This window comes from Brevibacterium sp. ZH18 (assembly GCF_022748595.1).
Classification (GTDB): Bacteria; Actinomycetota; Actinomycetes; order Actinomycetales; family Brevibacteriaceae; genus Brevibacterium.
Map to the genome: position 1 here is coordinate 1 of NZ_JALDSX010000060.1, position 19,149 is coordinate 19,149.

Genomic DNA, 19,149 nt, shown 5'->3' on the forward strand with positions numbered 1-19,149 from the left:
ATTTTGGGCTGATCCCGAATGGGAAAATCAGCCCAAAATGACCACCTAAGCGCGCTGCCGGCCGAACCTCAGGGCGTCTTCGGCTTCGCCGGCGATTTCTTCGCGGCCGTGGTCTTCTTGGCCGCAGTCGTCTTCGCCGTCGTCGACTTCGCAGCCGTGGTCTTCTTTGCAACCGTCGTCGACTTCGCAGCCGTCGTCGACTTTGCAGCCGTCTTCGCCGGAGTCTTCTTGGCGGTCGTCTTGGCCGCAGTCGTATTCTTGGCCGCAGTCGTCTTCTTGGCCGTCGACTTCTTCGCAGGAGCCTTCTTGGCCGGGGCCTTCTTCTTGGCCGGTCCCTTCGCACGCTTCTCAGCCAGGAGTTCGACAGCGCGGGTGAGGGTCATCGACTCAACGGCGTCGTCCTTGCGCAGAGTGGCATTGAACTCACCATCAGTGACGTAGGGACCGAATCGGCCGTCCTTGACGACAACCGGCTTCTTCGACACCGGATCCTCGCCGAGTTCCTTCAGCGGCGCTGCTGCCGTCCGGCCACCTCGCTGCTTGGGCTGGGAGTAGATCTTCAGCGCCTCTTCCAAGGTGATGTTGAAGATCTGCTCCTCATCGGTCAGCGACCTCGAGTCCGTGCCCTTCTTCAGGTACGGACCGTAACGGCCGTTCTGCGCGGTGATGTCGGTGCCCTCTTCGTCCTGTCCGACGATTCGAGGGAGGCTGAGAAGCTTGAGCGCGGTGTCCAGATCGATCGTGTCGATGTTCATGGACTTGAACAGCGAACCGGTCCGCGGTTTGGGCTTCTTGGCGCCCCGCTTCGGCTTCTCTTCGGGTTCGGGCAGCAGCTCGGTGACGTACGGGCCGAAGCGTCCGTTCTTCGCCACGATCGTGTGGCCGGACTCCGGATCGGCGCCGAGTTCACGGTCTTCGCCGCCCTGTGTCTCGATGAGTTCGGCAGCCTTGGCGGCGGTGAGCTCATCGGGGGCCAGGTCCTCGGGCACGGAGACGCGTTTGGGGTCCTCGCCTTCGACTGAGGACGTCACCTCAAGGTACGGTCCGTAGCGGCCGACGCGAAGATTCACACCCTCGCTGATGGCCACCGTGTTCACTTCGCGGGCGTCGATGTCGCCGAGGTCGTCGACGACTTCCTTGAGTCCCTCGCGGTCGTGGGACTTGTCACCGAAGTAGAAGCGGGCCAACCATGCGTTGCGGTCCTCTTCGCCCATCGCAATGCGGTCGAGCTCGGCTTCGAGATCAGCGGTGAACGCATAGTCAACGAGCCCAGTGAAGTGCTCTTCGAGAAGCCGGACGACGGAGAACGCCAACCAGCTGGGTACCAAGGCGTTGCCACGTGACGTGACATAGCCGCGGTCCTGGATGACCGAGATCGTCGCCGCGTAGGTCGACGGACGGCCGATGCCCAGCTCTTCGAGCTGCTTGACCAAGCTGGCCTCGGTGAACCGTGGTGGCGGAGCGGTGGTGTGACCGTCAGCCTCAGCCTTGACCACGGACAGCGACTGGCCCTCTTCGACCTGCGGCAGCCGTGACTCGTCTGACTTCTTGTCATAGCGGCCGGCATCCGTGCCCTCTTCATAGGCAGCGAGGAATCCGCGGAAGGTGATGACGGTGCCGCTGGCACTGAAGCCTGCCTCGTGGCCGTCGGCCAGGTCAGCGCGGACCTTGATCGTCGCGGTCTTTCCCTTGGCGTCTGCCATCTGGCTGGCGACGGTGCGCTTCCAGATGAGGTCATAGAGGCGGAACTCGTCGCCGCTGAGCGACTTCGAGACCTGCGCCGGGGTGCGGAACGAGTCACCGGAGGGACGGATCGCCTCGTGAGCTTCCTGCGCGGACTTCTGCTTGCCCGAGTAGGTACGCGGCGACTGCGGAACGAATTCCGGACCGTAGAGTTCGGTCACCTGTTTCCGCGCGGCGGAGATCGCCTGTCCCGACAGGGCCGAGGAGTCGGTACGCATGTAGGTGATGTAGCCGTGCTCGTAGAGCGACTGGGCGGTGCGCATGGCCTGGCGGGCGCTCATGCGCAGCTTGCGGCCGGCTTCCTGCTGCAGCGTCGAGGTTGTGAACGGGGCGGCAGGTCGACGTGAGTACGGCTTCGACTCGACCGCGCTGACAGTCAGAGCGTCCTTAGCGGTTCCGTTGAGCTCTGTGGCCAGGGCTTCTGCCTTGGCCTGATCGACGACGGTGGCCGAGGAATTCTTCAGCTCGCCTTTGTCATTGAAGTCACGACCCGAAGCCACGCGGGCACCATCGAGGGTCGCGAGATTCGCGGCGAACGGGCTGGTGCCGTCGGGCAGCCCCAGATCCACGTCCAGGTCCCAGTAGTCTGCCGGGACGAAGGCCATGCGCTCACGTTCGCGTTCGACGACCAGCCGGGTCGCCACAGACTGCACACGACCCGCGGAGAGCCCGGCACGGATCTTGCGCCACAGGACAGGTGAGATTTCGTAGCCGTAAAGGCGGTCGAGGATGCGGCGGGTCTCCTGAGCATCGACGAGCGCTTCGTCGATCTCACGGGTGTTCTCCAGAGCGCGTTTGATCGCTTCGGGCGTGATCTCGTGGAAGACCATGCGCTTGACCGGGATCTTCGGTTTGAGAACCTCGAGAAGGTGCCAGGCGATGGCCTCACCTTCGCGGTCCTCATCTGTTGCGAGGTAGAGCTCATCGGCGTCTTTGAGGAGACGCTTGAGTTCGGTGACCTTCTTCTTCTTGCCAGGGTCGACTCGGTAGTAGGGATCGAAGCCGTTGTCGACATCGACAGCGAACTTTCCGTAGGGTCCCTTCTTCATATCGGCGGGCAGTTCCGATGGCGTCGGAAGGTCGCGGATGTGGCCGACTGACGCCTCGACGTCATAACCCTCTCCGAGGTACCCAACGATCGTTCGCGCCTTCGTCGGAGACTCGACGATGACGAGACGGCGGGGCTGCTTCTCGGTTGTGGTCACGCTTTCACATTCCTCTCAGGGCGCCGGTTGATCGTATGAATGGACGATCCGGCCCAATGTAACACTGTTGATCGCGCCCGACCTGCATCGGGCTGATGGAGGCGAACCGGACGGCAACGGCTTTCGATACTACCGTTTCTCGCTCCTACTCTGTCACGGGAAGCAGCACTCCGGCGGCCGCCAGCTGCCTCACCTGAGCGATGAGCTGGTCCTCGAGAGCAGTCGGATTCACTTCGAGGAGTTGGGCCAGAGCGCCCGCGGTCTGCCGCAGAGTCAGGCTCCCATCGGCGACAGAGACGAACCCTGCCAGGGCCGTGTCGAGGTCGAAGACCTGCCCGAATCCGATGCCCTGCTCCAAGGTGATCGAGTTCGGCTCGGAATCGCCGGGGACGAAGTGTCGGCGCTCGACGAGATCCGGTGAACGGGTGAATGCTGTGGTCGCAATCTCCTCGGCGGAGGCTGACTCCAACCACGACCTGAGTGCGACGAGTGTGTCGACGAAGGATCCGATTCCCTGCGGATTGTTCGCGATCGCCGAGGTTGTCCTGACCCTGGTCCTAAACGTCGAGGATCGCGTTGCTCCGTCTCCGGCTGCTCCGTCTCCGGCTGTGTCCGTTCGCTCGGCTTCCGTTCGCTCGGCTTCCGTTCGCTCGGCCTCATCAGCCTTCGCCATGATGACGTACCCGAAGACGACCTCGGCGACATCGCGTGAGGCGAAGTCGTCCATCCACGCGGCCATGGCGGCATTCCACGCACGGCTGGCTCGGGGAATGCCACCGTCGCGGATCCACGTCTCGGCATAGGCAACAGGGTCGAGGACTTCGCGCTCGATGACGAACACCGAGGTCTCGGGATCGGCCACCCAGGACTCCGGGCCTGCTGATGAGATGCCGTCCGTTGAGCGTCGCAATTGTGCAGATGGTTCTGACCCCACCGACACTGTTTCTGCCGAGGTCTCTTCTCCCGAGGCCATCTCCTCCGCTGGCGCAGCAGAAGGGTTCGGGTCCGTCGAAGTGACTTCCCAGTTCCCCAGGCACACGGAACGTCCGCCCGGTTTGAGCACCTTGGGGATCGCAGTGAACAGCGCGCGCACCAGCAAGTCCCCCGCCATCCCTCCGTCTCGGTATTCGAAGTTCGGCACCGCTGAGATCGACGACTCTGCGGCGTTCGACGACTCGGCTGATCTCGACGATTCGGCTGATCTCGACGATTCGGCGGCGCGCGGTGTGATGACGAATGGCGGGTTGGACACCAGCAGATCCACCGGTTCGTCGAGCGGGTCGAGCAGTGATCCGGCGCGGAACTCGATATTCGTGACCCCATTGAGTCGAGCGCTGAGTGCGGCGAGACGCAGAGCTCGCTCGGAGATGTCTGTGGCGATGACCCTATCGCTGTGACGGGCCAACAGCAGAGCTTGGATCCCACAGCCGGTGCCGATGTCCGCGGAAACGACGACATGGTCGCGCGGAGTCAGCGAGACGAGGGTGCGCCCTGCCCCGCCGAGGCCGAGCACGAAGTCACCGTCGAGGACGTCGGGGTTGATGAGGGTGCCGTGATCGCTGACGAGGTAGAGGTTCTCATCGCCCGAACGGAAGCCGCGGGGAATCCCCGGCGGCAGGTCGTATGGTGTGATGGCGAAGGGTGCTTTCACCTGCTGCGCTTCGGGTTCAGGTGATTCGATCAGTCCGGCTCCAACGGCGGCGTCATAGGCCTTTTCACCCAGTGCGGCACGCACGGCTTCGGCGCTGACACCTTGATGGAAATGGAAGAGCATGGCGAGCGCTGCGAGGTTGCGTTCGAACGGGTTCGACCCCGCGTCTGCTCGCAGCACCCTTCCGCAGAAGTGGATCGCCGGTGCCGCGTTATTGCGGACCAGCGCATCGGCGATGGCGCTGCCCCAGAACTGTCGGAGTCTCGGCTCCGTATATCCGGCTCGGTAGAGGGTCTCTGCCACGATGGTCTCGCCTAGTTCACTCACACGAGAATCCTAGCTATGTCTCAGGAGAATCGAGTCCCTGGCTCCCGGAAGCACCGTGCCCCTCCCTCCTGTTCTTCCTGGTGGCCTACCGCCTGCCGCCTGCCGCTTCTTCTTGTTGCCGCCCGCCGGGGAGCCCGACAGCGGCCTCCGGAGAGTCGAGCGGCGGGGAGTGCGCCATACTTGGAGACATGGCCTCCTCCGCTCTTCTCGACATCGTCACCGGATTCGGTGCCAGGGATGAGCGGATCGTCCACGTACGCGATATTCCACAGCGGTTCGAACACGAGTCGGATTGGCCCGAGTGGATCGACGAGGAGCTCAAGCACGCCTGCCACGCCATCGGCGTTGACAAGCTATGGGACCACCAGCTCGAGGCGGCGCAGTCCGCTCGCGAAGGCTCTGACGTCGTCATCGCCACCCCGACTGCCTCGGGGAAGTCCTTGGGATTCTGGCTTCCCGTCCTCGAGTCCATCCAGCTCACCCGAGAGAAGCTGCGCACCTCCTCGGCGATCTACATCGCACCGACGAAGGCGCTGGCAGCCGATCAGCTGGCGAAACTGGAGAAACTCATCGTCCGCGGTGTCCGGCCGGCAACCTATGACGGCGACACCTCGCAGGCGTCGAAGGACTGGGCCAGGCGCCACGCTAACATCGTGTTCACCAACCCGGACATGCTCCACCGCGGCATCCTGCCGCAGCACCAGCGATTTGCGCGACTATTCAAGTCTCTGCAGTTCATCGTCATCGATGAAGCGCACCGGTACCGTGGTGTCTTCGGGTCCCACGTCGCACTCATCCTGCGCAGGCTGCTACGCATCGCGGCACACTACGGGTCTCATCCTGTGGTGATCGGGGCGTCGGCGACCATGGCGAAACCCGACGAATCATTCTCCAAACTCACCGGTCGCGACGTCCACGCAATCACTCAGGACTCATCCCCGCGAGCTGCCGGCAGCTTCGCCCTCTGGGAGCCGCCGGTCTCCCCCACCGGCGAGCGACGAAGCGGGCTCGTCGAAGCCGCCGATATTCTCACCGACGCGATGTGCGCCGGCTACCGCTCGATCGCGTTCATCGCCTCCCGCCGCGGCACCGAGGCTCTCGCCTCCACCGTGCGTGACCAGGTCGGGGCCGTCGACGAGTCGCTGCGAGAGAAGGTCGCTGCCTATCGCGGAGGCTACCTCGCTGAGGAGCGCCGGCTCCTCGAATCAGCACTGCGCTCCGGCAGGCTCCTGGCAGTCGCCTCGACGAATGCCCTCGAGCTCGGCATCGACATCTCCGGACTCGACCTCGTCATCATCTCCGGGTGGCCGGGGACTCTGGCCTCACTGTGGCAGCAGGCCGGTCGTGCGGGGCGTGCCGGCCAGCGCTGGATCGCGGTCTTCATCGCCCGCGACGATCCGCTCGACACCTACGTCGTCCACCATCCCGAGGTCATCTTCGATGCGCCCGTCGACGCCGGCGTCATCCACCCAGGCAATCCGCATGTCCTCGGCGGGCACCTGTGCGCGGCAGCGTCCGAAGTGCCGCTGACGCCGGCTGATCTCGTGCATTTTCCGAGCAATTCCGCCGAGGTGATCGCCGACCTCGTCGAGCGCAAGCTGTTGCGTGCACGGCCCACCGGATGGTTCTGGGCCAAGGATGGCCCCGCCACGGAGATGTCGGACATCCGAGGCAGCGGCGGCGGCCAGTTCCGCCTCGTGGAGGCCAGCACGGGAACTCTGCTGGGCACGGTCGATGAGTCCGGGGCTCACACCGGTGCGCATCCTGGCGCCGTGTACACCCATCAGGGAGCTGATTTCGCTGTCCTCGACCTCGACCTCGAAGATCGTGTGGCGCTTGTCGAACGCAGCGAAGTCGACTACACGACGCAGGCGAGATCCCAGACCGAGATCGAAATCGTCGACACCGACAAACAGCGGACACTGCCTTCGGGTGTGACCGTGTGCAGCGGCACCGTCGATGTCAAAGACCAAGTGGTGGCGTACCGGATGCGAGCCAAGCGCGGCGGAGCGATCATCGCCGAACACGAGCTCGACCTGCCGGAGCGCACTCTCGAGACCAAAGCTGTGTGGTGGACGATCCCGCAGACGCTTCTCGACGAAGCCGAGATCATCGCCGCCGATCTGCCCGGCGCGGTTCACGCGGCCGAACATGCCTCGATCGGACTCCTGCCGCTGTTCGCCGGCTGCGATCGTTGGGACATCGGCGGAGTATCGACTGCACTGCACGCAGATACCGGCATGGCCACAGTCTTCGTCTACGACGGGCTGGCAGGCGGCGCCGGATTCGCTGAGCGCGGAAGTGAGGTCATCGAAGAATGGCTGGGTGCGACTCGTGACGCAATCGCCTCGTGTGAGTGCATAGACGGCTGTCCGTCGTGCGTGCAGTCCCCGAAGTGCGGCAACGGCAATGAGCCGCTGGAGAAGGATGCAGCCTTGAGACTGCTGCGAGCAGTGCTCAACTGAGCACTGCTCAGCTGAGCACGTGGATCATGCTCGACTGAGTGCACCTCCCCTGCTTACCCGTCACAGCATCATCCTCACTTACCTGCCACGGCCTTCTCCTTCACCTTCGGCAGAGGACCAGGAATCTCGACTTCCACCTCCACATAGGCGCTCTGCTCGGACATCGAAGCGCGGCAGTCTCGCACTGTTCCTCCATTCTTCTTTGCGACCTCCTCTGCGACATCACAGGGTTCACCAGCTGCCAGGCCACGGACGGCGTCCGCTGCGGCAAGCACAGCGAGATCTGCGGCACTCTGGGCCGTGGTGTGGGCGACGAATGCCTGGCTGAGACCGCCGATCGCTGTGACGAGGACGAGGATCATCGAGCACAGCCCGACCACGATGTTCGTCATGGCGGCGAATCCCTGCTACCTCGGGGGTGCGCTCCGCGAGGCATCTGGTCACGGAGTGCGAATCGGCTGCCGGGTTGGCTCTGCGCTTTCGCATCGCCTGATCCTCGGCCCTCGGTCCGAGCAGTCGCGGCTGCTTCGACCTCGTCGAGGAAGAAGATCGCAGCCGGCAGCCGAATGGTCACGGTCACCGTCGAATAGCCGCCGTCTGAGCGCACGAGCACATCAGATGCGTCGCCTGCATGCTTCTTCGCCTCGCTGACGACAGAGGCCTCGGGCTCACCTCGGGCAATCTCACGTGCAGCCGAGCGTGCTGCGTCGAAAGCTCGCAGCTGAGAGAATCCGACACCGGCTGCTCCTGCGAGAACGATGACGAGAAGCACGATGGCAGGCATCACGACAGCGAACTCGGCGGTTGCCGTTCCGTAATCCCGACGCCGTTTCTCGAGCCTTGTCCGCGTCGCATGCTGTTCGCACGTCCCGTGCTGTTCACGCGTGGCGTGCTGTTCACGCGTGGCGTGCCGCGTCGTCGGTTCGCGACCAATTCGCGACTCGCGCCTGGCAGGCTTCTCGCAGGAGCATCCTCCGGCCATGTCAGACTCCGAGACCCAGCGCCGTCTCGATGACGCCGGAGACGAGTTCCTTGATCGGCTCCGATTTGAGAATGATGACCAGCAGAGCCGCGAAACCACAGGCTGCCAAGGTCGTGATCGCATATTCAGCTGTGGTTGCCCCGGTATCGGGTCCCCACACCGCGGGCAGATCGTCGTGAGTGTCCGGGACATCATCGGCTTTGACCAGACGATTGCTCGCAACGTCCAGACCATCGTCCACGTCATCCACACTTTGGGATGGTGTGTTCGGCGGCTGGCCCCACTGCGGATATCGCGGTTCGCTGTTGAAGTCCTTCGCCAATGTCTCTGTGCTCATTGTCTCCTCCTCATGGAAGTGTTCGTTCGCGCCCTGCGAACGGACTCTCAGAATGGGAGCAGAGTTAAGCAGGCGTCCAGAGTCGAAAATCGGCCTGTGGAAACGAGTTCACCGTCCACAGGCCAGACGCGCATGAGTCGAATGAGGGTCCACAGGTCACCGCACACGAGTTGAGAGTGAGCAGCTGCGATCCAGAGGATCGGGATCCAGACTCGGCTGAATACGCCCTCTGTGACAGGTGTTTGCCACTGCGAATCAGAATAGTGCGACCGTGGCTCAGACCGTCAGCAAGCCGATCGTGCAGGCAGCGGCCGGACGGTTCAGGCGAGGATCCTGGTCAGCTTCTGCCGCCCCATTCGTCTTTGAGGATCGCCATGATGACCTCGTCATGGCGGCGTCCGTTGAAGAACACTGCCTCCCGTCGGCGTCCCTCTTCAACGAACCCGGCTTTGGTGTACGAGGCGATGCCACGCGTATTGAAGGCCCAGGTCTGCAGCTCGATACGATTGAGTCCCAACTGCAGGAAACCGTATTTCACTCCCAAACGCACGGCATCGGATCCGTAGCCTCGGCCATGGAACTCGGGCCCGAGGATGATGGACAAAGTTGCTGACTGGTTGATGGAGTTCCGGTCGAACAGTGTCACATGTCCGACGAACTCCTCGGTTTCGAGCAGCTCGATGCTGAAGCCCACCGCATCGCTGCTCTTGTTCGCACTCCACAAGGCGAACTGTTCGGAAACACCACCCTCGGGACGGGGCAGAACGGTGTGGTTCTGCAGGACGACGATCGACGGGTCGAACCACCATTGTTCGAGATAGGGAAGGTCGTCTTGCTGAAGGGGACGAAGCCTGACATGTCGTCCGGTGAAGAGGTTGTCGGCGTAGTCTTCCGCCTGCTCGACATTGGACAATTGACTGAAGGGTGTGACCGGTGTCATTCTTCGACCCTACCAATGTCGGCTGAACGCCGGATCGATGCAGTCAGAGGAACACTGTCGTCAGATCAGACAGCAGTGAGATGACGACGGGCACCACCGACAGCAGCAGGAACGCTGGCAGAATGCAGGCGCCGAGCGGAACGACGAGCTTGACGCCCAGAGCTGCAGCAGCCTCCTGACGGCGCCGACGCGACGATGCCCGCAGCTCCTTCGCAACGGATTCGATGAGCGGTGCCGGTCCTACACCGGTGCGCTCTGAGAACTCAAAGACGTCGAGCACCGGCAGAAGCCGGTCGTCGTCGCCCAGCTCCTGGCCGCCGATGGTCATCGACCTGGCGATCCGCCCCAAACCCGAACGGTCTCCCGTCGCATCTGCAGTGAGAGTGAGGGCCACAGGTATCGGCAACCCCGAGGTCAGGCAGATCGCCACGAGATCGAGGTCGAAGGCAAGCTGATCATCGGCGACAGCAACGACGTTTGGACGGCCGGCTTTCGGAGGGAAATCAACTCCCGCCTGCGTGCCGAGCAGCCGTCGCAGACGTTCAGCGGACGTCCCTGTCCAGAGCAGGATTCCTGCCCCGATGAAAATTCCGATCAGAATCGGCGTCATCAGAATCAACGCTCAGCTCGAACCATCATCCGCTTCATCCACCACCGACCGGCGATGTAGAGCACGACTCCCCCGCCGATGCTCAGCCGACCGGGCAGACCTGAGATCAGCTGAACCGGTTGAACACCGATGAGCAGCCCAAGCCCGACCCCGATGAGCGGCAGCCAGCTGAGCACTCGAACCGTCGCCCGTGGCCCTGCCATCGCGATGCGCCGTTCCCGATCAGCGTCAAGGGCATCACGCTGTGCGTCCGCGTAGCGCAGAATCATGTCTGCTGCGGGAGCCCCAGAGCGCTCGGACACGGTCCATACCGCCGCCATCCCGGCGAATACCTCGGCGGCAGCAGGGGGAAGGTCTTCCCCTCTGGTGGCGATCGCCCGCCCTGGCTCCTCACCGAGTGAGATTGCCCGCGAGATCGGCGCCAATCGATCGTTCTGCCTGCTCAGAGTCGTCATCACCGCTTGTGGGGTCATCCCCACCTTGAGCAGATGAGCACAGTTCTCGACCGCTCCGATAGCCCACAGCTTCTCCTGCTCCGCTTCCTCTTTGGCTCGACCCCGGCGCGCCGGCGGCACCGGCTCGGCCCCAAACTCGTCATCCGAGCTATCCCGCGGTCGGTCCCGACCCGACCGGCTGGCGCCTCGGCGTCGGTGCCCTCGCTCGCTACCGCCTCGGCGCTTCATTCTCTTCGCACCCGTGTGCAGCAGCTGCTGCAATCGAGCACCGGGGTCGAGCGGCGCGCTGAGGATGATGCTCAGGGCCACAAGGACCGCGATCGCGGTGATCATCAGACGGCCCTCTGCTCGAGGACAGCCTCGAATCGGGCGAGCGCACGACGATTGAACGTTCCCGCCGTCAGCGGAGAGGGCCGACCCCACACGGGTTCCATCGTGACTCCTTCGCTGTTCGTCCGCGTCGGAATCGCCAATTCGGTGATGCCTCTGTCCGTCGCCGCTCTGCGCAGGTGGATGACAAGATCGATGGCCGTTGAGAACTGCGAGAACACAGCCTGCGGGCTCATGTTCGCCAGGGCGCCGAGGGAGGCCAGGCGGCTCGGCACGGCGTCGGCCGTGTTCGCGTGGATCGTGGCGCTCCCACCCTCGTGCCCGGTGTTGAGCGCCGTGAGCATGTCCCTGACCTCGGCTCCGCGACACTCACCGACGACGAGGCGGTCTGGGCGCATCCGCATGGCGTTGCGCACGAGGTCGGTCAACGTCACTTCGCCTCCGCCTTCGACGTTGGCCTGGCGAGCGGCGAGCTGGACGACGTGGGAGTGTCCGACGATGAGCTCCCGGGAGTCCTCGACGATGACGATGCGGTGGGCGGGATCGACGAGACCCAGCAGTGCGCCGAGGAGAACGGTCTTTCCCGTTCCCGTCCCGCCCGAGATGAGGATGTTCGCCCTCGATCGAACCGCCTCGGCGAGGAGATCGCGAACGTCTTCGGGAATGAAGCCGCCGGTCAAGAGCTGATCGAAGGTGAAACCGGCGCGTCTGGGGACACGGAAGGAGATCGTCGTATGCTCGCCGGCGATCGGTGGGACGATCGCATTCATGCGCACCCCGTCCGGCAGACGGACGTCGACGAACGGGCTCGAATCGTCGAGACGACGACCGCCCAGCGCCGCCAGCCGCACAGCCAGAGACCGGACTTCGTCTTCTGAGCCCAAGGACAGGTCGAGGAGTCGCGGCCCCGCTCCAGTGTCGGCGAAGATCTCTCGCGGACCGTTGACGAAGACGTCGGTGGTGTCAGCGACCTCAAGCACGGACTGCAGCGGACCGGCGCCGGAGAGCTGAGCGGACAGCCTGGTGACGAGCTCGAGGAGCGCGCTGGAGCCAAGGACGCGTCCGGTCCGCTGCACCGCCTCGGCGACGGCAGCCGTCGTGACCGGTCCTGGGTTGTCGAGCAGGGTCTTACGGACCTCAGCGACGAGGGAGGCATCGAGCCATTCGCTCATTCCATCCACTCCCCTAGGAGCCTGTCGACGAGTCGGCCGAGACGGGCGCCGCCGGGAATGCCCTCGCCCCGATCGACGGCAGCGGACAGTCCCCGGTCATCGCGGATGCTGCCAGCCAGAGTCAGCCCGATCGAGTCAGCGAGCAGCTCCGCGTCAAGTCCTCCGGCACCGGTCTCGCGCACGACGAGGCGGACGTCAGGATGTGATTGCGACAGTCGTTTGGCGACTTGAGATGCGGCAACCGCGGACCGGACGCGAGCCGGTGAGACGAGGAGAACATGGTGGCAGCGTCTGGTCCACTGCGGTGGGGCGTGACGCGGCAGGTCGACGATGACGAGCTCGAAGGCCTGTCCGGCGGCGGCAAGAAAGTCGTCGAACACGTCAGGGTCGAGGTCGAGGATGTCGTCTCGCCCCCATGACAGGATCGCGAGTCCTTCGTGTCGCGGCAGCGCCTGGCTCAGTGTCGACGGGCGCAGCTGACCGCGTGAGGCGCTCAGGTCGGACCATCGGGGTCCGGCGACCTGTTCAGCGCCCAACACCAGGTCGAGTCCTCCGCCCAGTGGATCGGCGTCGACAAGGACAGTGTGGACATCAGGTCCAGCACGCCGGGCGAGAGCGCACGCGAGCACCGAGGCGCCTGCGCCTCCGCAACCGGCGACGACGCCGATTGTCACACCTGGTGAGACCGGAGGTTCGATCGCCGCAATCATGCGACCGCTCAGCCATTCTGCAGCCGATGGCAGGACCGCGAGCTGTTCGACGCCGAGGTGGGCCGCCCGCTTCCATGCCGAGCTCGGTTCGTCGCCGTCGAGGACGACGAGGATGCGGTCGGCGTGGTCCGTGGCCGGTGCTTCACGGACATCCTCGCCGAGGAGGATGAGCGAAGCGTTCTGCCAGCCACCCGAATCCGGGGGCAGGACCTGAAGCGAGATGCCGATGCTTTCGGCGACTCTGGCGCATTCCTCGGTGATCGCGCCGAGGTCGGTGATGAGGGCTACCTGCATGACACAAGCCTGCATCCGGGCATCGGGCCAAGATAGGGCGTGGCGGGCACCTGTGGACAGAGCGCAGAAAGGGCGGTGCCTGTGCACTCAAGTCACAGGCACCGCCCTCTCAGCGGTTATTTCGACCGTCTCGGCTGATCAGAGTAGCGGTGGATGCCTTTGCACCGTTTCCATCTGAGCTGTCACACAGATTTCGGCGGTCAACTTATCCACAGTCTCAGCACACGAGTCGGGTCGGGTTAGCCTCGTTGGACTCCATCAGTGTTGCGCAGGAGACCTTCCTTGCCGTCGGCGTCGCGCACCTTGAACCACGAGCCGTTGTCCTCGAGTCCGAGGAACCAATCGCCGGGGTAGATCGTGAAGACCGGCATTCCGGTGGTCGCGTCCACGGCTTCGCGCGGTTCCGGAACCGCGAACCAGAAGGCCTGGATGATCTTCTGGCCGTTGCCGGTGCCGGTGCCGGTGGCGTCGCCGTTGCTGTTGGCGGAGGCGTTGCCGTTGGCATCTTGTCCGGTCTTGTCTGAGCGGTCGACGTCTCCACCGGCACGGTCGCTCTCCGAACGATCGCCAGCAGAGCGGCCAGCCTCGGCGGGATTGGCTCCGCTGCGGCCGTCTCCGGTTCGGCGGTCCGATTGGACTGCCGACTGTTTGACGGTCGCCTCCCCGGCGATCATCGTCTCGTCCTCGGAACCGAATCGAGGTGCCGACGGTGCCCCTTCAGCAGCCGATTTGGAATCTTCGCTACGGTCCCGATTGGCAATCGGGACGTACTGCGTTGGTTCATCGTCCTCCGGCAGCGTCGTGCGCTCCGACCTGGCCGACTTCTGGTCGGTCGAATCCGCATCATCAGATGCGGCAGCTCCCGCGCCTGCTGTGCCTGCGGCAGCTCCGGCACCTGCAGCACCGGCTGCGGTCGCTCCGGTGACGACAGTCGCCTCGGTTGAGCGAATGTTGTCGTTGGCTCGCCCGTTGTCGACGACGTCACCGTTGGAGCCGCTGCCGGTTGAACTGGAATCGTCGGCACCAGCCGCGGAGGAGCTGCTCTTCCGCGTTGCTTCCTGAGATACAGCACTTGGTGAAGCACTGGCGTTGTCGTTCGACGATTCGCGGCCCGCTGCGTCGGCGTTCGCTGCGTCGATGTTCGCTGCGTCGGTGTTCGCTGCGTCGGTGCCAACTGCGCTCGCGTCATTCCTGTCCGATGGGTCTGACGATGCAGTCGGCGAGGACGAGGTTGGTGTCGCAGAAGATGTCCCTGCAGAGGATGCTGTCGTCGATGCCTGTGATTTCGAATCGGCGTCAGGCTGCAAAGCGGCTCCGTCAGAGGCGTCTGCACTCGTATCCGAGTCTTTCGCGTTGACCTTCGACGCCAGTGAATTGCTGTCCGTCAGCGTCGCATCACCGTCGGGCGCTGTCGAGTCTTTGCCAGATTCAGGCGCAGCGTGGCGTCCGCGGCGGCGTTCGGATTCCGAGTTCGCTGCTGCGGCTCCCGCAACGGCAGCACCTGCACCAGCAGCGCCGATACCGGCAACGGCTGCAGTCGATCCTGCACTCGATGAGGTCGATCCTTCATTAGATGAGGTCGAATCCGCCTCGGCGGTGGTGTGATCGGACACCGCATCCTGCGGTGCAGACTCCGACTGTGAAGTCCATGGCGAGGCCTCGCGCTGTGCGCCGAAGCCGAAGGTCTGTGTCGGCTCGCTCTGAGAATGCTTGGGGTCCTGCGGATCCTGTGCACCCAGGTAGGTCTGTCCCGAACCGGTGCGCTGCTCCGGCGGAGCATAGACACTGTCCGAACCGAAGTCATCGGACTCACCGGACTGGCTCGGCTGACCGGGCTGACCGGGCTGGCTGAACTGGTCGGATGGAGTCTGCTGATTGTGCTGCGCTGACTGACCGTAGGGACCAGGCTGGTCCTGTCCGCCGAACTGATCCTGTCCGCCGAACTGGCTTGGCTGGCCGAACTGACCGGGGCCTCCGGGCTGACCTGATCCACCGGGGTAGCCGGGGCCACCAGTCTGACCGGGTCCACCGGGGTAGCCCGACGATCCGACCGGTCCTGGGCCTGTGGGCTGACCGCCGTAGGGGGAACCGAATCCGCCAGGACCGTTGTTCGTGCCCGGACCATTGTGGGCGCCGGGCATATTCGCGACAGGTGCCGGATGCTGAGCGCGCTTGGTGATCGGCCGCGCCTTCGGGTGGGCAGGCACCTCGTCACGATTGGCGAATTCCTGTCCCAAGAACGGAATCATTGTGAAGACACCGGCGAAGAAGGCGATCAGGGCGGCGAAGAAAGCCAAGTATGAACCGACGTGCCAGTACTGGGCGGTCGTCAGCAATTCGACGAATGCGAAGGTGAACGCGGCACCGGACAGAACTGAGATCGTCTGGTCAAGACTGAGGGACCCGACTTTCAGCCCGCTGTTGCCGAACTTGTTGACGAGAACTGCGGCCACGATCAGCCAGATCGCGAAGACATTGAAGACCAGCGTGCCCATCGTGTCGATGTTCCATGCCCAGAGGGAGATGGAGACGAAGCCGTAGGTCTTGAACGGCACGAAGAGGACGATCAAGGACAGGAGTCCCGCGAACAGCAGGAGCAGGTCACGCAGAGTCAGCGGCCCGATGAGACCGGGGCCGGTGCGCGGACGCTTCTGTGAGGCCTGACCTCCTGGGCCGAACTGACCAGGAGCCGATCCGTACTGGCCCGGCGCGGAACCGTAAGGACCTGGTGCCGAGCCATAGGGTCCCGGTCCGGATCCATATTGACCCTGTGCACTGCCCTGACCGTTCGGTCCCGGGGCAAAACCGTTCGGCCCAGGAGCCGCACCGTAGGGTCCCGGCCCTGAACCGTATGGACCCGGGCCCGAATTATGGGGCGCCGAACCGAACTGCCCCTGGGGTGGCATTCCCGACCCGTAGGCCGGTGCCTGCCCGGCCGGTGGTTGGTTGCTGGGGCCAGGATTCTGCGCGTGCTGATCGTGCCACGGCTGTGCTCCTGATCCGGTTGGATGCTGCGGCGAACTCATCGCTTACTCCAGTCGATCTTGGGGACAGTGTCATCAAGCTTCATGTGTCTGGTCAGTTTCCATCCTGCCAGACTCCGACCCCATCCTTGCAGAACAGGCGGCGTCTGTGCACTCCTGTCGCGCTCCCCGGCAGGTGACCGGGAATCCGCGCACTCGGCCTCTGCGGCATTTCACAACGGACACAAGATGTGGCGTATAGCACAGCACCACTGCGATGGCTACCCCCAGAACCACCGTTCATCGCATGGACGTCGGTGCCCGGGTCCCCCATCACGGGTATACAGTGCAACTAGAATTTTCGATCCATCAATGAAGCCGGAGGGAAAAATGACCGACAGCACAGCTGCACAGACCGCAACCTTTGCCCCACCAGAAGAGTTCGTGGCTGCCGCCAACGTCAAGGCCGACGAATACGAGCGCGCCGATGCCGACTACCTGAGCTTCTGGGCCGAGCAGTCCCGCAACCTCGTGGACTGGAAGGAGGACTTCGGCGAAGTCCTTGACTGGACGAACCCGCCTTTTGCGAAATGGTTCGTCGGAGGCAAACTCAACGTTGCCTACAACTGCCTCGACCGTCACGTCATCGCCGGCAATGGAGACCGCGTCGCGATCAACTTCGAAGGAGAGCCGGGAGACTCCCGCTCCTTCACCTATGCTGAGCTCCTCGCCGAGGTGTCGAAAGCCGCCAACACACTCACCGAACTCGGAGTCAAAGCCGGTGACCGCGTTGCGATCTACCTGCCGATGATCCCCGAAGCGATGATTTCGATGCTGGCCTGCGCCCGCCTCGGCGCTGCCCATTCAGTGGTCTTCGGAGGATTCTCCGCCGACGCTCTGCGCTCGCGCATCATCGACGCTGAGGCGCGCGTGGTCATCACAGCCGACGGAAGCTACCGACGTTCCAAGCCCACCAGCCTCAAACCCGCCGTCGACGAGGCCCTATCGCACGGCGACACACCTGTCGAGACCGTCCTCGTTGTCCGCCGCACAGGTCAGGAAGTCGAAATGACCGACGGCCGCGACCAGTGGTGGCACGAGACGGTCGAAGCTGCGAGTCCCGAGCACGAATGTGAATTCTTCGACTCCGAGAACCCGCTGTTCATCCTCTACACCTCGGGAACGACCGGAAAGCCCAAGGGCATTCTGCACACCTCGGGCGGTTACATCACTCAGGTGCTGTACTCGATGAAGGCCGTCTTCGACATCAAGCCCGAATCCGATGTCTTCTGGTGCACAGCCGACGTCGGCTGGGTCACCGGACACTCTTATGTCACGTACGGTCCTCTGGCCGCCGGTGTCACCCAGATCGTCTACGAAGGCACTCCGGATACTCCTCACCAGGGACGCTGGTGGGAGATCATTGAGAAGTACAAGGCCACAATTCTCTATGCTGCCCCGACGGCCATCCGCACCTGCATGAAGTGGGGTGAGGAGATCCCTGCGAAGTACGATCTCTCGAGCCTGCGTCTGCTCGGCAGTGTCGGCGAACCGATCAACCCAGAGGCATGGCGCTGGTACCACCGTGTCATCGGCGGTGAGCGTTGCCCGATCGTCGACACTTGGTGGCAGACCGAGACCGGCGCACACATGATCGCGCCGCTTCCAGGCGTGATGAGCACAAAGCCCGGCTCATCCCAGCGACCGATCCCGGGCATCGCCGTCGACGTCGTCGACGACGAGGGAAACAGTCCCGCCGGGCCCGAAGGCGGACTCCTCGTCATTCGTCAGCCGTGGCCGTCCATGCTGCGCGGCATCTGGAAAGATCCGGAGCGTTTCAAGGAGACCTACTGGTCGCGGTTCGAGAACACCTACTTCGCCGGTGACGGCGCACGTCGGGACGAGGACGGGGACATCTGGTTCCTCGGTCGCGTCGATGATGTGATGAATGTGTCCGGACACCGGCTGTCCACCGCGGAGATCGAATCGTCTCTGGTCGCCCACCCCTATGTCGCCGAGGCGGCTGTGGTCGGTGCTGCCGACGAGACGTCTGGTCAGGCCGTCGTCGCATTCGTCATCGTCGGCAACAATGTCGAAGACTCCCCGGAGACTGCCGAGGAGCTGCGCCAACACGTCGGCAAGGACATCGGCCCGATCGCGAAGCCGAAGAAAGTCCACATCGTCTCCGAACTGCCCAAGACCCGTTCGGGCAAGATCATGCGTCGACTGCTCAAGGACGTTGCAGAGCACCGCGAGGTCGGCGACTCCTCGACACTGGCCGATTCGTCGGTCATGGATCTCATCGAGAAGTCGGTCGCGAAAGACTGAATCTCGGGCGCGACCGATCTGGAGCTGCAGAGAACCCGCCGGTGACAGCCACTGTTCGTGGAGAGCAGTCGAAGCTGGATCCGGCGGGTTTTTCTCAATCATTTACCCGTTCTTCTTTGGTCACCCGGCGCGTTCAGACTATTCTTAAGTTAACTTGTCCACGTTTTTGTCGATAGGAGCACTCATGGCCGAGAGGTCGATCAGCGAACTGATCAAAGGCATCGGCGACGATTCCAAAGCGATCGCCGAGGAAGAAATCGCACTGGCCAAGGCCGAGGCGACTGCCGGCGCGAAGAACCTGGGCATCGGTTCGGCACTTGCCGTCGTCGCTCTCTTCTTCCTCTTCCTGTCATCGTTCATGGTGATTTTCGCCGGGGCCGCCGCATTCCATGAGGGCCTGGGCTGGCCATGGTGGGGCAGCTTCCTCATCGTCTTCGGCATCCTCGCCGTCCTGGCGATCATCCTCGTACTCATTGCCCTGCCCCTGTTCAAGAAGGGCAACCCCGTTCCGGGCACCGCAATCGGTTCGGCGAAGTCGTTGGTCGCCTCGGTCAAGCGGGCAGTGAAGAACCCCTCAGGACCGCGTTACTGACATTTGCTCAGTCTCGTAAGAGACTAGATCCACACACTGGTGGCG

General features: G+C 63.7%; 14 protein-coding genes. 3 read left to right on the top strand and 11 right to left on the bottom strand.

All coding sequences use genetic code 11. The annotated features are described in order from the left end of the window. Nucleotides 1-68: 68 nt before the first annotated feature. Nucleotides 69-2,948 (bottom strand): type I DNA topoisomerase, encoded by a 2,880-nt coding sequence (gene topA / locus MPN20_RS15550; protein ID WP_242783609.1) that lies wholly within the window; start codon nucleotides 2,946-2,948, stop codon nucleotides 69-71. Nucleotides 2,949-3,093: 145 nt separating this feature from the next. Then, the gene (locus tag MPN20_RS15555; protein ID WP_242783610.1) at nucleotides 3,094-4,926 is read right to left on the bottom strand and encodes a class I SAM-dependent methyltransferase; all 1,833 of its coding nucleotides are present in this window, start codon (nucleotides 4,924-4,926) and stop codon (nucleotides 3,094-3,096) included. A 188-nt stretch (nucleotides 4,927-5,114) separates the two neighbouring features. Here MPN20_RS15555 and MPN20_RS15560 point away from each other — a divergent pair, with 188 nt between their 5' ends. Then, nucleotides 5,115-7,391, top strand: coding sequence for a DEAD/DEAH box helicase (locus MPN20_RS15560; RefSeq protein WP_242783611.1), 2,277 nt, complete (start codon nucleotides 5,115-5,117; stop codon nucleotides 7,389-7,391). Between the two features lie 74 nt (nucleotides 7,392-7,465). On the opposite strand, the gene MPN20_RS15565 is transcribed toward MPN20_RS15560, so the two are convergent. The 9 genes from MPN20_RS15565 to MPN20_RS15605 form a co-directional block, all read right to left on the bottom strand. Next, nucleotides 7,466-7,783, bottom strand: a complete 318-nt coding sequence (locus MPN20_RS15565) for an Rv3654c family TadE-like protein (RefSeq protein WP_242783612.1) — start codon at nucleotides 7,781-7,783, stop codon at nucleotides 7,466-7,468. Continuing rightward, nucleotides 7,780-8,373, bottom strand: coding sequence for a TadE family protein (locus MPN20_RS15570; RefSeq protein WP_278189978.1), 594 nt, complete (start codon nucleotides 8,371-8,373; stop codon nucleotides 7,780-7,782). The genes MPN20_RS15565 and MPN20_RS15570 overlap by 4 nt, the downstream gene beginning before the upstream one ends. Nucleotide 8,374: 1 nt before the next feature. After that, nucleotides 8,375-8,710 carry a DUF4244 domain-containing protein gene (locus MPN20_RS15575; RefSeq protein ID WP_242783616.1) on the bottom strand — a complete coding sequence of 112 codons (336 nt, stop codon included), beginning with the start codon at nucleotides 8,708-8,710 and terminating at the stop codon, nucleotides 8,375-8,377. A gap of 337 nt (nucleotides 8,711-9,047) precedes the next feature. Continuing rightward, entirely contained in the window at nucleotides 9,048-9,650 is a 603-nt protein-coding gene (locus MPN20_RS15580; RefSeq protein ID WP_242783618.1) for a GNAT family protein, read from the bottom strand. Between the two features lie 43 nt (nucleotides 9,651-9,693). Further along, nucleotides 9,694-10,260: a type II secretion system F family protein gene (locus tag MPN20_RS15585; RefSeq protein WP_242783620.1), complete on the bottom strand. Its 567-nt coding sequence runs from the start codon at nucleotides 10,258-10,260 to the stop codon at nucleotides 9,694-9,696. A 5-nt stretch (nucleotides 10,261-10,265) separates the two neighbouring features. Continuing rightward, entirely contained in the window at nucleotides 10,266-11,048 is a 783-nt protein-coding gene (locus MPN20_RS15590) for a type II secretion system F family protein (protein ID WP_242783622.1), read from the bottom strand. Then, nucleotides 11,048-12,217: a TadA family conjugal transfer-associated ATPase gene (locus MPN20_RS15595; RefSeq protein ID WP_242783624.1), complete on the bottom strand. Its 1,170-nt coding sequence runs from the start codon at nucleotides 12,215-12,217 to the stop codon at nucleotides 11,048-11,050. The genes MPN20_RS15590 and MPN20_RS15595 overlap by 1 nt, the downstream gene beginning before the upstream one ends. Continuing rightward, entirely contained in the window at nucleotides 12,214-13,221 is a 1,008-nt protein-coding gene (ssd, locus tag MPN20_RS15600; protein WP_242783626.1) for a septum site-determining protein Ssd, read from the bottom strand. The genes MPN20_RS15595 and ssd overlap by 4 nt, the downstream gene beginning before the upstream one ends. Before the next feature lie 239 nt (nucleotides 13,222-13,460). Next, nucleotides 13,461-16,247 (bottom strand): hypothetical protein, encoded by a 2,787-nt coding sequence (locus MPN20_RS15605; protein ID WP_242783628.1) that lies wholly within the window; start codon nucleotides 16,245-16,247, stop codon nucleotides 13,461-13,463. A 327-nt stretch (nucleotides 16,248-16,574) separates the two neighbouring features. Here MPN20_RS15605 and acs point away from each other — a divergent pair, with 327 nt between their 5' ends. Both acs and MPN20_RS15615 read left to right on the top strand, forming a co-directional pair. Then, entirely contained in the window at nucleotides 16,575-18,512 is a 1,938-nt protein-coding gene (gene acs / locus MPN20_RS15610; RefSeq protein WP_242783630.1) for an acetate--CoA ligase, read from the top strand. A 184-nt stretch (nucleotides 18,513-18,696) separates the two neighbouring features. Continuing rightward, nucleotides 18,697-19,104, top strand: coding sequence for a phage holin family protein (locus tag MPN20_RS15615; protein WP_009883350.1), 408 nt, complete (start codon nucleotides 18,697-18,699; stop codon nucleotides 19,102-19,104). Nucleotides 19,105-19,149: the final 45 nt, after the last annotated feature.

Excerpts from the sequence above, each read along its gene's own strand:
- MPN20_RS15575 (WP_242783616.1), bottom strand. The coding sequence starts at position 8,710 with ATGAGCACAGAGACATTGGCGAAGGACTTCAACAGCGAACCGCGATAT.
- MPN20_RS15595 (WP_242783624.1), bottom strand. The coding sequence starts at position 12,217 with ATGAGCGAATGGCTCGATGCCTCCCTCGTCGCTGAGGTCCGTAAGACC.
- ssd (WP_242783626.1), bottom strand. The coding sequence starts at position 13,221 with ATGCAGGTAGCCCTCATCACCGACCTCGGCGCGATCACCGAGGAATGC.
- MPN20_RS15560 (WP_242783611.1), top strand. The coding sequence starts at position 5,115 with ATGGCCTCCTCCGCTCTTCTCGACATCGTCACCGGATTCGGTGCCAGG.
- MPN20_RS15585 (WP_242783620.1), bottom strand. The coding sequence starts at position 10,260 with ATGACGCCGATTCTGATCGGAATTTTCATCGGGGCAGGAATCCTGCTC.
- MPN20_RS15565 (WP_242783612.1), bottom strand. The coding sequence starts at position 7,783 with ATGACGAACATCGTGGTCGGGCTGTGCTCGATGATCCTCGTCCTCGTC.
- MPN20_RS15590 (WP_242783622.1), bottom strand. The coding sequence starts at position 11,048 with ATGATCACCGCGATCGCGGTCCTTGTGGCCCTGAGCATCATCCTCAGC.
- MPN20_RS15605 (WP_242783628.1), bottom strand. The coding sequence starts at position 16,247 with ATGAGTTCGCCGCAGCATCCAACCGGATCAGGAGCACAGCCGTGGCAC.
- acs (WP_242783630.1), top strand. The coding sequence starts at position 16,575 with ATGACCGACAGCACAGCTGCACAGACCGCAACCTTTGCCCCACCAGAA.
- MPN20_RS15570 (WP_278189978.1), bottom strand. The coding sequence starts at position 8,373 with ATGGCCGGAGGATGCTCCTGCGAGAAGCCTGCCAGGCGCGAGTCGCGA.
- MPN20_RS15580 (WP_242783618.1), bottom strand. The coding sequence starts at position 9,650 with ATGACACCGGTCACACCCTTCAGTCAATTGTCCAATGTCGAGCAGGCG.
- MPN20_RS15615 (WP_009883350.1), top strand. The coding sequence starts at position 18,697 with ATGGCCGAGAGGTCGATCAGCGAACTGATCAAAGGCATCGGCGACGAT.